Below are 12,079 nucleotides of genomic sequence, written 5' to 3'. Positions count from 1 at the left end.
GTTTGTAGTGAGGACTTCAGTCCTCTGATTTTGATGCGGACTGAAGTCCTCACTACGAACCTATTTTTTGGGGTTTGTCATTGAGAAACCCGGTAAATTTTGTGATGCCGGGTTTTTTAAGTGTCAGTATTTGGACGGGAGGAAGGAAAAATAAGAGAAAGATAATATAAGCAATCAAATTTTTATGCGGACTGAAGTCCTAGTCATGAGAGATGCGGACTGAAGTCCTCACTACGAACCTATTTTCTGGGTTTGTAGTGAGGACTTCAGTCCTCTGATTTTGATGCGGACTGAAGTCCTCACTACGAACCTATTTTTTGGGGTTTGTCATTGAGAAACCCGGTAAATTTTGTGATGCCGGGTTTTTTAAGTGTCAGATTTTTTTAGCTAATTGTGCCGCGAATCTGAGATTATTTGTTAATTTTCTGGGCTTTGGCGTGATGTTGCAGGCGAGCGAAAACGTTGTAGGCGTCGGGGCCGGGATTATCGTGTTCTAGAGCGCCGTCGATGGGGCCGTCGATGGCTTTCCAAGCAGGAATTCCGCCTTTTAATTCGGCTACTTTTCTAAAGCCGGCTGCGCGTAGAAGATTGGCTGCTTCAGCAGTTTGTTCGTCGGTTTCGCCGTAGATGTAGATGTCGCGAATTGGCTCTAGGCTGGCTTTTGCTCGCTCTACTAATTCGTCCATTGGCATTGGTGCGGCGCCGGTAATGCGGCTTTTGTCGAAGCTTTCAAAATCGCGGGCGTCAATGATTGTCAGTCCGGGTTCGCCCCAATCTAAGCGGGCTTTGAGGTCGTGGCTGGATACTTGAGCTTTTAAACCGGGAGGGGTGGGAGTGAAATCTGGCAGTTTTTCTTTGATGTCTGCAATTTGGTCTGGAATAGTTTTCATGGGTAAAATTCTCTTCTATGCTTCGATCGCAATGTAACAAGATATTTCGGTTGAATTCGTCTTTCTAAAGGCTGAAGTGGGGATCGAACTAAAGTCACACTTAAGGTGAATTGCTGCTAGTTGACTGCGGTTGGGAGCGCTATATTTGTTGAGGTTGCTAGGTTTTTAGTTGACAGTTGACAGTTGAAAATAGACAGCGACCTCTACCTGGCATGAAGAGAATTAGAGTAATCAATCGTCTGATTTTAATTTTTTCCGGGCTTGGGGCTTTCAACCAATTCTTTCTGGTAAGTGGCGTTGATTCCGATTGTTTTGATTGAAATGTTCGATCGCTCTTATTGACTGTAGATATTTTGAAGTGCGATCGATCGTCCAACCACTTATTGTATCAAATAATCAAATTTTAGTCAATGCCAATTATTTTTAAATGAAGTTTGCATGGGTTGTGCGCGGTCTCGCGCGCTATTTTGCTGAGAAGTTGAGATGTTTTTTAGCAAAATTTCTGGTAAGATTTGATACTAACAATAGGGATTTAAAGGTATACATATGTCTGAGCAAAATGAAATTGCTGTGTCTAAAACTTTGACACCGGAAGAGCAAGCGGTTTGGGATGCGAAGGCGAAAGTTCGGGTATTGCTGAATTTGTGGGATTTGGGTGGCGGTCAGATTCCGGTTAAAAAGGGGGATTTGACTAAGCGGATTGTGCGTACTAATGAGACGAGTCAGAAGTATCTGGAAGTGCTCGCGCAGTTGCAGGAATCCGGGGCGATCGAGTATTCGCTGGTAAATCGGGTGACGCGGGTGGAGTTGAGCGCGAAGGGGAAAGAGGTTTTAGCGCAGGGCTTGAAAAGTCGGGATTCTCTGTTTGAGTTTGATGGTTCTCAAATCGGTACTCGGCTGGGAAATGCTCTGCTGAAGTGGATTCGGCATCAGGATGGTGCGGCGAGTGTTGCTGTGGAGACGGGGAAGAAGGATGCAGGGGCGATCGCATCCTATGAAGAGTTTAAGGCTGTGGCGTTGGATGTGTACGACAGCTTGAACCGGGATTATAACTTAGACGATTTAGTGCCGATTTATCGGATGCGGCGGGCGATCGGGGAAAGAGTTGGGCGATCGCAATTCAATGAGTGGCTGTTGGAAATGCAAGCTAACGACATTTTCCAGCTAATCGGGGGTGAAATGACAGATATCACGATCGATAAAGCCGAAGATTCCATAAAAACTGCACTCGGCGTACTCCGTTACTATGTCAAACGCCTAAATTCCTAAAATTGACCTAAATCCTTTGGTAAATTCGTTAACCTCACACAAAAAACCATGAGTAATTCTTCTTTTTCTTCCTTTGAAGACCTAAACGCCGCTCTTTTAAGTCAAAATCCATTTGCTAAACCTCCTTTTCTCAATGCGAGCGATGTTTGGGGAAACGAATTCTTTGATGTTGAAACAATCAATGCTCACGCCTCTGATGCCGTATTTCATGCACTCGATCAAATTCGTGCCGGTCAATACCCGACAACTTCGATCGCGATAACTGCTCAGGATGGAACCGGAAAAACTCACATTATTAGCCGCATCCGCCATCGCCTACAGCAGCATGGCGGGGGCTTGTTTGTCTACGCTAATAAATACGGTAACATCGGTCAAATTAAGCAAAGCTTTCAGCGAATATTGGCTGAGAGCCTGGGAAAAATTGGCAGAGGTGGGGTGAGACAATGGCAAGAACTAGCAACGGCAATGGCTAACAATGCTTTACAGATTGCTCAATCAAACGCTCGGGTTTTTTCTACTCAAGAATTTCTGGAAAAATTTAATAATGGTACATCAAGGCAAACAAAGAGGTGGGTTAATGAACTAACAAGAGCATTTCTGCAAGCGAAAAGTGTTAACGATCCTGATATTGTCAAGGCAATTTTATGGACACTCTCCGAGGAGCAATCACTTTATGCAATCAAATGGTTAGAGGGTCAAGAGCTTGCTCAATACAAAGCTAATGAATTGGAATTGCCGAGTCAATGCCAATCTTTTGAGGCGGTTTTGCAAATCTTAGATTTGATCAGTCAGTACAACGAACTTGTAATTTGCTTTGATGAATTAGACACTCCTGGCGCCTACGACGATATTAGTGGCTTACACATCAGCCAAATCGTTGCTAGCTTCATAAAAGATTTGTTCCAAAATCTCAACCGGGGTTTGATACTAAGTGTAATGATGCCTGCTCAATGGAGCGATAAAATCAGGCAGCTACCGGGTGGAGTGTTTAACAAGGTTTCTGCTTATGGAAATCCGATAGACTTGAAATACATGGATGGACAATCAATTGTTAACTTGGTTGGCTTTTGGTTAGACAAATATTATCAAAATCAAAACTTAATTCCTCCTGAGCCAATTTATCCGTTCACTCAAATTCAACTCAGCGAACTCGGTCAAGGAAGACCCACTGTTAGAGAGGTTTTAAAGTGGTGCAAAGATCATTGTAAGCCTCCTGTTTTGAATCCTACTGATAACAATCAAGATGCAGATATTTCTAATCCTGTTGAACTTGCTTTCATCAAAGAGCTAGAAGAAGATGTAGGAAATTCTTTAGAAGATAATTATCTGCTTGCTGATGCTATTTTATTTGGATTTCAGAGTTTGATAGGTCAAACGGTCGAAAGGGTAACAATTCAGTCAGCCACAGATAGAGTTACGCACCGCGGACGCAAAGATGATTACATCAATTTCAAGGTAATTGGCAAAGACAACGGAACAGATGTAAGCATTGGAGTGGCAGTGCTTCAATATGCTGGTGGCAGAGGGTTAGGAGCGGGTTTAAGAAGGTTAAATGATTACGAAACTTTTAATTTGACTCGCGGTTGTTTGGTTCGTTCCAAGAGTAGAAGAATTACTTCATACCTAGAGCAACAGTATCTTGTCCCGCTCATTAAACAGCAAGGTGGAGAGTACGTAGAACTGAAAGAAGAAGAAATTAAACCACTGTTAGCTATTCGATCTGTTCATCAGAAGCGCGAAGTAGATTATGGAGTGAGTGAGGAGGAAATTTTCAATTTTATTGCAGAAAAAGGTGCTGAGAAAATGCTAGGGGCTAGCAACCCCTTGCTTACAGAGATTCTTAGCGATCCGTCCTATCAGGTTCCTACCGATCTGATTGAAGATGAACCCGTAGCTGTAGCGGAGTCTATTATGGATGATTTATCTGATTCAGAACAATTAGATCAGGCGTGCGAGAATTTAATCAGAGAGTTTAATTAAGACTTCACAAACTATCCACTTCATATTGTCACAAATACTCTCATGTCGCTAGTCAACATTGACAAAGCTATCCGTTTGCCTGCCCCAGACGTAGAAGCTTTAATCCAAGGGCGAACGATTGCAGCAATAGTTTGGCGAATGTTTAATCAGGGAGAACAATATGCACTCTATCCTGGCAATGTTTCAGCTAATTTACCTTACGATCGACAGTATAGATCGCATTTTTTGCCCGTTGCTCAAAAGGCACTTGCTCAGTTAAATTCCGATCGAGTTTCGATCAAAGCTTGGGCTAGGTGCGAATTATGCAAACCACTGGATAATCCAGAATCCTTGGAAGCTTTGTCGCAGTTAACAGTCTGGAAAACAGAGGCATTACAGCAAATTCTCCAGCAGCGTCCTTTTATTTTTGTAGCTTACCTGCGGGTTTATTTGCTGCCTCAGCCATTTGAAATGCCAGTGCAATCTAGCGGGAATTTTGTATCTTTGCCAAAGTCTCTAAATGTTACTGATTCTTCACCTGTGTTGAGCGATAATATCTTTGCTAAACGCCGTCAAAAGTTGGAAAAACTAGAGCCTCCGGAACATCCAGAATTGGAAGAGTTGCAAAGTGCATTAGTGCATTTATCCACTACTAACCCAAAAGCCAAACAGCTAGACGCCCAAATCAAAATATTTCTCGGTTGGAGTAGCGAGAAGCTTGTAAAACCAATCCAGCCTGATTTAGCTTGGATAAAAACTATAGCAGCTTTGGGAAATCGCACCAAAGAACTAGATACAAGTATTAGCAATTATCAAGCAGGAACCGACTTTGAAAATGTAGTGCGCGATAGCCTTGAGTTTTTGGGATTTACAATAGATTACGCTCACAAAGGCGGTGCTGGCGGCTTAGATTTATTCTGCTCAAAACCTTACCCTCTGGTTGGCGAGTGCAAAGCTGGTAAAAAAATCCCTAATGATACAGCAGTTCAATTGCTGAATTTGGGAACCCTACGCCTGAGAGATCCAGCATTACTCAGAAGAGTCACTAAGCTGATTATTGGCCCTGGTGAACCTACCCCGCAACTTAAGGATGCAGCACAATTACACGGTATGGCGATTATGAACCCTGAGACGCTAGAAAAACTGGTTAAACTTCAAAGCAACTATCCTAACTCGGTGGATTTATTTAAACTGAAAGAATACTTAAAACCGGGTCAATCTGATGATGAAGTTGCTAAATATATTCAGCAAGTCGAACAAGAAATTAACTTGCGATCGCGCTTAATCGAACTCGTGAAAAATCGTCTAGAAATCCCAGGTGTTAAAAATACTGGAGTTGATGCTCTTCATGGCGCATATTATGCTAATCCCAATCCACCTAAGCAATTGGGGCATGAAGAAATGCACGAAATTTTAATAGAACTTTCCTCACCACTTACGGGTTACTTGGGACGAATTAAAGGAGAGAATTGGCGGAGCGATCGCTTTTATTTCCTGCGCGACTTGTTGCTAGAGGATTGAGATACGCGGGATAGCTTCACCTGATAGAGCCAATTTGCTAAACAGAATCAGGATCTATATTCAACTCCCGCAACCTCGCCGCCAATCTTTCAGCGCGTTGTTCGACTATTTGTAGTTGCTGTAATCGCGCTTGTTCTTCCTTAATCAACCCTTCAACTAATGGCGGACAAAGTATTTCATCCACTGATAATCTCAGATTGGGAAATACTACAGATACCATTTCTTCTCCCGGCAAGTAATTTACCTCTTCATAAATGTCATCACCTTCGAGAAATGACATAACTCGCACCCGCTGCCTGTTTTGTGCTGGATCGACAATCACATATTCTGGCACATTAGCTAAGTTGTACTCTACTCGTTTAGTTATATAATCGACCCGCCGATCTTGGCTCACCACTTCTATTACTAATAACGGCGTTTCATCAAAGCCAAGGATGCCGGAACCGGGTCTTGCAAGAGCTTGTTCCCACAAACTTTGAGTGCAGACAACTACATCGGGAATGCGGGATGTAGCATCTTCTGTTCTGACTCCTACAGAAGTTTTTACTACTAAATCAAGATTGTGTTCAGCGAGATAGCGCTGTAGTTTGTAAACCCAATATTCGCAGATGCTTGTATGTAATGCGCTAGCCGTTGCCATTGGTATTAATTTGCCTTTGTACAGTTCGTATTGTACATCAGGATCTCCTTGATAAACTCGGTATTCTTCAAAGGTTAATGTGGGTGAAGTATCAACTTCTTTTTCTTCTAAAACTGGGGTGATTGATTGAGACATGGGTTTTGGTATGAGTTGATTTTTATATAGTTTAGGAATTCGCAACTGATACACTCTAATTTGTTTGTAGGGTGCGTCATATCATGTCCGGTCGATCGCAGGTGATACGTTGGGCAGGGCGGGTTTACGAGATTTCTGGTTTTTATTACATATCTTGGCGAACCCGCCCCTACGGAAATAACGGTCAATCGATCGCAATTCCTAATAATTCTTATTGTATAGCAACCACCACAAAGGTGTAACTATTAACTGTCAACTGTCAACTGTCAACTGTCAACTGCTATAGATCGGATTACCATTTGGGCGATCGCCTCAATAAGGCCGTAGCAGCCTCACTGCTGAGAGGTCTAGAGAAAAAGTACCCCTGACCGTACTCGCAGCCGATCGCCCGCAGTTGAGCCAATTGCACGGCGGTTTCGACACCTTCTGCTACTACCTCCATCCCCAGGCTGCGCGCCAGCATGACGATCGCCCGCACGATTTCCAAATTTTCGCCCGCTTCCCCGATGCGACTGACAAAAGAGCGATCGACTTTCAAAATATTAATCGGGAATTTGTGCAAATAACTCAGAGACGAATAACCCGTGCCAAAATCATCAATGCACAGCGCGATTCCCAACTCCCTCAACTGCGAAAGCATCGCCGCGGCGGCTTCCCCATCTTCCATCACCACAGTCTCGGTAATCTCCAGCTTCAAACAGCGAGCATCAACACCCGTTTCCTGCAACACTTGCTTGATTTGCTCGATCGACTCTGGTTCCGAAAACTGCCTCCCCGAAAGATTGACTGCTACTGTCAGCGGCGAATTTCCCACAGGCAAATTCAAACTCTGCCACTCAATAATTTGGCGGCAGCTTTCGTTCAAAACCCACAAACCTAAGGGCATAATTAACCCAGTTTCCTCCGCCATCGCAATAAATTCCATCGGGGAAACTAAACCGCGTTCCGGGTGCAGCCAGCGCACCAGCGCCTCAAATCCGATCGTCGAGCCGCTTTTCAAACAAACTATCGGCTGATAATAAACAGTAAAAGGACATTCCAATTTAAGAGGAGCCAATTGTGATTTTGTACGCTCCAACTTCCAGTCAATTTCACATACAGGCGAGTTTTCCCCCGCCACCCCACCTGGGAAATCCACAATCGAATATGTCAAATTCAGTTCTTCAATCGACTGCCGCAAATCGTTTTCTAAGTGCATCAAAGCCACAGCCCGAGTGTGCATTGCACTCGTAAACACTTCGTAACGAGCTTTACCGAGAGCTTTTGCCCGGTACATCGCAATATCAGCATCGCGCAAAATATCTCCAGGCCACTGATATTTGTCGGTACTCATAGCAATGCCGATGCTAGCCGTAATTAAAACTTTATGACCTTCTAAATATAGCGGTCGTTCGATCGCCTTCAGAATTCCCTTTGCTTGGGCGATGGCTTCATCCACACCTTGAATTTCTTCCAGCAAAATCACAAACTCATCTCCCCCCAGACGTGCCACCGTATCTCCGGGGCGCAGACAAGTCAACAGACGGCGGCCCACAGCCACCAACAGCCGATCGCCCGTGCGGTGTCCCTGGCTGTCATTAATCACCTTAAACCTGTCCAAATCGAGAAACAGCACCGCAAATTGATAGTTCGGATGCCGTTTGACGCGGGCAAAAGCTTGACCCAACCTGTCAGTCAACAAAGCACGGTTCGGCAACTCCGTCAGCGCGTCGTGCAAAGCATCGTGCAACAATTGGTCTTCAGCCGCCTTGCGTTCAGTCACGTCGTGACAGTTGACGACAATTCCCCGCACCGAAGGTTCAGAGAGCAAATTCGTCGCCACCGCTTCCAACACGCACCAGAAACCCTGTTTGTGCCGCACCCGGTATTCCGCCAATCCCAGCCCAACTCTCGGCATTTGGATGACACCTTTGAACACTTGATCCACCATCGGCAATTCATCGGGGTGAATCAACTCAAACACAGACCGGCCGAGGACTTCCGCCGTCGGGTAGCCCAGAATCCGCTCTAGGGAAGGAGAGACATAGCGGCAAAAGCCTTTGTCGTCGAGAATTACAATAATGTCTCTGGCATTTTCAATCAGCGATCTAAAACGCTTTTCGCTTTGTCGCAGTTCTTGTTCCGTGCGCTTGCGATCGGTAATGTCGGTATTCATGTAAATCAGACCGACAATTTTCCCTGTAGGGTCTTTAATCGCATCGGCCCGCAGCAGCACTTGCAAAATTTGGCCGCTTTTAGTGCGGTTGGTAACTTCACCAGACCAAGAATAACCCCGGGCGATCGTGTCGAGGATCTCCGAGGCGACGGATGAGTCAGCAAAAACTGCCGGTATACCTCCAGCGAGTTTAAATTCCTGTGCGGTTTCCCATTCAAATAGCTGAGAAAAGGCTGGATTTTGATAGATGTGAGTCCCCGAAGCATCGCTGATACCGATCGCGTCGCTCGAACTTTCCACCGCCTTGCGAGTCAGCACCAGAGCTTCTTCTGCCCGCTTGCGCTCGGTAATGTCAATCCCTACCAGACAAGCTGCATTCCCCCGATCGTACTTTTGAGCCACAATCAAATAATATCCCGCCGACTCTCCGCCCTCCGTTTTCACCTTAGCGCTGAGTTCTTTAACCGCTTCCGTAGCGTCGCCGGCAAAAAAATCCACCACAAAAGAGTAAAAATCCAAGCTAGCGCCCAGAAAACCGATATCCTGACCAACAAAGGCCGACGGCGACAAACCGTGCAGTTTAGCTAAGTGGTGGTTGACGCCCAAATAGCGCAAATCCGAGCTAATCCAAGATACTATGCCCGGAACTGCTTCCAAAATCGTTTGCAGTTGGTCGTTTGCTTGCTGCAAAGCTTCCTGCACTTCGATGCGTTCGGATAAGTCGGACTGAGTTCCGACGAAGTGAGTCAAATTACCGCTGCCGTCTCGCACGGGAGATAGGGACAATTTGTTCCAAAAAGGAGTACCGTCTTTGCGATAATTTTTGATTGTTACCTGCAATGCTATGCCTTCGCGCAAGGCTTCGCGGATTTTAGCTACTGTAGTCCGATCGGTATCCGGGCCCTGCAAAAATCGGCAGTTGCGCCCCAAGACTTCACCGGCGCAGTAGCCTGTGATCCTTTCAAATGCTGGATTGCAATAAATTATGGGACAGTCCGGTGCATTGGCGTCAGCAATGATAATACCGCTGGTAGTAGCAGCCAAAGCTCGATCGCGAAGCCACAGTGCTTCAGAAGCCGTATCGCGATCGGCTACGTCCCCCACTTCATCTAAATTATAAATTGACTGGTTATCCCGATTTCCCATCAGCCAAACTTTCAAGCAAACCTTTGCAATTTCCGAGTTGCTTCTTACTTTAACGTTTTTCAGGACTCGCGAACGTAGATTGCATCTTTGCCTTTAACTAAGCGAGATTTCACCTTAGTTGTTAGTTGTATTTTCTGCGCTTGCTGTATCGGCATTTACACAAAGCGCACCTTCACTCCCGCAGTGAAAAACCCTCAATTCCTCTCCCCCTCTACCCCTCTCACCCTCTGGGGAGCGCTCCGTCAATCAGGATGTGCAGCAACTTATTTACCAGGAGTCGCAGATTGACCGGGCGTATTAATCAAGGGTAGAGCCTCGTTGCTCCCCATTACTGTCGGAAACTGACCGTTCCATTTGTCGATCGCTTGCTGCTGCAAAATTTCGGGAGTTGAAATACCCGCACGCTTATCGAAGCGATTATAGTGCAATACGGTTTACTTAACACTATTTATGCCCGGAGATCCCCCTCGCATCCCCCTTAAGAAGCTATGCTTTATAAACATCTTTGTTAACAATAAAGTTGACAAAAATCAACATCTGTGATGTTAAACGATCGGGCGATCGCCCAGGAATGAGGTTAAAATGATCAATCAATGGGTAAGGGAAGAATTAGAAAAAACTGAATTGGGAGACGCAAGAAGGACAAATAGATTCATGAAAATTGTTTCTAATTTGAGCAATAAACCAGAATCTAGCGTCCCAGAAGCTAGTGGAACGTGGGCAGAAACTAAGACTACTTACGATTTCTGGGATTCACCATATATCAAACCAGCTCAGCTTAGGAAAGGACACATAGATGCGACGCTTTCAAGAATTAAAAATTATCAAATTATCTTAGCAATACAGGATACAACGGAATTAAATTATACTACGCATGAAGCAGTCAAAGGAGTCGGATATCTTGATAATAAATATGCTCATGGATTGAAAGTACATTCAAAGGAGGCAGCAACAACAGAGGGGCTACCATTAGGCATTATCGACCAATATGTCTGGGCAAGAGAGCCAAAATATCTAGGTAAAGCTGCTGAATGTTCTCAAAAATCAACTGAAGAAAAAGAGAGTCAAAGATGGCTTGATGCTTTAAAAAATACATTATCTATCATCCCTGATTCACAACAAGTAGTCACAATTGCTGACCGAGAAGCCGAGTTTTATGACTTGGAAGGCCTCTGCGAACCGTGAGAGAGCAGATTTTTTGATTCGAGCTACTCAAAACAGATGTTTAGAGTCTTCATCGAACCATCTTAAAGAAGAGATGGAATTGGTCGAACCGCAAGCTTGTAAAGCAGCTTGATAACATTCGATCGCCTTTTCGATATTCTCTCCTCGATCGAACTTGATTCTACGGCTGTAAGAAATTGCTAAATTATTTTGAGTCGTCGCCCAATCTAGGGGCAAAGCATCGCGGGTGCGAACTTGTAAAGCAGCTTCATAACATTCGATCGTCCGTTCGATATTCTCTCCTCGATCGAACTTGATTCTGTTTCTGTAAACATTTGCTAAATTATTTTGAATAACAGCCCAATTTTCGGCATAACTATCTCTGTTAAAAACTTGCAGCGCCATCTCATAACCTGCAATGGCAATTTCCATGTTACTGCTTTTGCTGCCGAGAGGAAACTGTTGAATTAAGTTACTAAAACTAAATATAGGAATAATAAATTTTATAGCTTCCTCTGACTCCATTGCTGCGAAAGTTTGAGTTGCCCACTCGCGCAGATATCGGGCAAAATTATCGTCTAATAATTCTAGATTCTGTTTTAGGAGGGCGATTTGTTCGTCTTCTGGGGAGTTGAGGAGGGATTGAATCAGATTGAGATAGGCTTCGTCGCGTTTTTGGTTCATTTTGCACAACCCATTTTTGGGATATTTTACATTGTTTGTGGGGGGAAGGCAAGTTCGGCCGCGAGCAATGTGCGGGATGTAACGGATTGATTGCGGGTTGATTGTGGAGGCTCCGGCGGTTGGAAACCGCAGCTATACAAACGATGTCCGCCGGACGCCGACGAAGAGGGTATTTGGAGATGGAAAATCGTTGGATGGAATCTTCAACCCGCGGAGGCGGGTTTGGTTTTTGTAGACGCGGTTTAAACCGCCGGGTTTCTCTCAATCAATTGGATGGAATCTTCAACCCGCTTGGCATGGGTTTGGTTTTTGTAGACGCGGTTTAAACCGCCGGGTTTCTCTCAATCAATTGGATGGAATCTTCAACCCGCTTGGCATGGGTTTGGTTTTTGTAGACGCGGTTTAAACCGCCGGGTTTCTCTCAATCAATTGGATGGAATCTTCAACCCGCTTGGCATGGGTTTTGTCTGTGTAGACGCGGTTTAAACCGCCGGGTTTCTCTCAATCAATTGGATG

General features: G+C 44.8%; 11 protein-coding genes. 6 read left to right on the top strand and 5 right to left on the bottom strand.

Annotated features, from left to right (window positions below; genetic code table 11):
• Positions 1–410: 410 nt before the first annotated feature.
• Positions 411–890 carry a rhodanese-like domain-containing protein gene (locus QZ938_RS25865; protein WP_293354199.1) on the bottom strand — a complete coding sequence of 160 codons (480 nt, stop codon included), beginning with the start codon at positions 888–890 and terminating at the stop codon, positions 411–413.
• 546 nt (positions 891–1,436) lie between these two features.
• Here QZ938_RS25865 and QZ938_RS25860 point away from each other — a divergent pair.
• From QZ938_RS25860 to QZ938_RS25850, 3 genes are read left to right on the top strand one after another with little or no spacing between them, the layout of a single operon-like run.
• Entirely contained in the window at positions 1,437–2,159 is a 723-nt protein-coding gene (locus QZ938_RS25860) for a hypothetical protein (RefSeq protein ID WP_293354201.1), read from the top strand.
• 48 nt (positions 2,160–2,207) lie between these two features.
• Positions 2,208–4,139 carry a P-loop NTPase fold protein gene (locus tag QZ938_RS25855; protein ID WP_293354203.1) on the top strand — a complete coding sequence of 644 codons (1,932 nt, stop codon included), beginning with the start codon at positions 2,208–2,210 and terminating at the stop codon, positions 4,137–4,139.
• Between the two features lie 42 nt (positions 4,140–4,181).
• The gene (locus QZ938_RS25850; protein ID WP_293354205.1) at positions 4,182–5,639 is read left to right on the top strand and encodes a DUF1802 family protein; all 1,458 of its coding nucleotides are present in this window, start codon (positions 4,182–4,184) and stop codon (positions 5,637–5,639) included.
• Between the two features lie 37 nt (positions 5,640–5,676).
• On the opposite strand, the gene QZ938_RS25845 is transcribed toward QZ938_RS25850, so the two are convergent.
• Complete coding sequence (locus QZ938_RS25845) at positions 5,677–6,414, bottom strand: Uma2 family endonuclease (protein WP_293354207.1); 738 nt, start codon at positions 6,412–6,414, stop codon at positions 5,677–5,679.
• Positions 6,415–6,497: 83 nt separating this feature from the next.
• On the opposite strand from QZ938_RS25845, the gene QZ938_RS25840 reads away from it, so the two are divergent.
• Entirely contained in the window at positions 6,498–6,656 is a 159-nt protein-coding gene (locus tag QZ938_RS25840) for a hypothetical protein (RefSeq protein ID WP_293354210.1), read from the top strand.
• A gap of 50 nt (positions 6,657–6,706) precedes the next feature.
• On the opposite strand, the gene QZ938_RS25835 is transcribed toward QZ938_RS25840, so the two are convergent.
• On the bottom strand, positions 6,707–9,715 hold the full coding sequence (locus QZ938_RS25835) for an EAL domain-containing protein (protein ID WP_293354228.1): 3,009 nt from the start codon (positions 9,713–9,715) through the stop codon (positions 6,707–6,709).
• 263 nt (positions 9,716–9,978) lie between these two features.
• Positions 9,979–10,143: a hypothetical protein gene (locus tag QZ938_RS25830; RefSeq protein WP_293155122.1), complete on the bottom strand. Its 165-nt coding sequence runs from the start codon at positions 10,141–10,143 to the stop codon at positions 9,979–9,981.
• Positions 10,144–10,297: 154 nt separating this feature from the next.
• Between QZ938_RS25830 and QZ938_RS25825 the strand changes: the two genes are divergently transcribed.
• Positions 10,298–10,900 (top strand): transposase DNA-binding-containing protein, encoded by a 603-nt coding sequence (locus tag QZ938_RS25825; RefSeq protein ID WP_293354212.1) that lies wholly within the window; start codon positions 10,298–10,300, stop codon positions 10,898–10,900.
• A 27-nt stretch (positions 10,901–10,927) separates the two neighbouring features.
• On the opposite strand, the gene QZ938_RS25820 is transcribed toward QZ938_RS25825, so the two are convergent.
• Positions 10,928–11,563, bottom strand: coding sequence for a tetratricopeptide repeat protein (locus QZ938_RS25820; protein ID WP_293155128.1), 636 nt, complete (start codon positions 11,561–11,563; stop codon positions 10,928–10,930).
• Between the two features lie 194 nt (positions 11,564–11,757).
• On the opposite strand from QZ938_RS25820, the gene QZ938_RS25815 reads away from it, so the two are divergent.
• Positions 11,758–11,889 carry a hypothetical protein gene (locus QZ938_RS25815; protein WP_293365654.1) on the top strand — a complete coding sequence of 44 codons (132 nt, stop codon included), beginning with the start codon at positions 11,758–11,760 and terminating at the stop codon, positions 11,887–11,889.
• Positions 11,890–12,079 lie beyond the last annotated feature (190 nt).

The sequence above is a fragment of the Microcoleus sp. CAWBG27 genome (assembly GCF_020883145.1).
Classification (GTDB): domain Bacteria; phylum Cyanobacteriota; class Cyanobacteriia; order Cyanobacteriales; family Microcoleaceae; genus Microcoleus.
The sequence above is the reverse complement of the archived record's forward strand: the minus strand, read 5'-3'. Positions and strand labels throughout refer to the sequence as shown.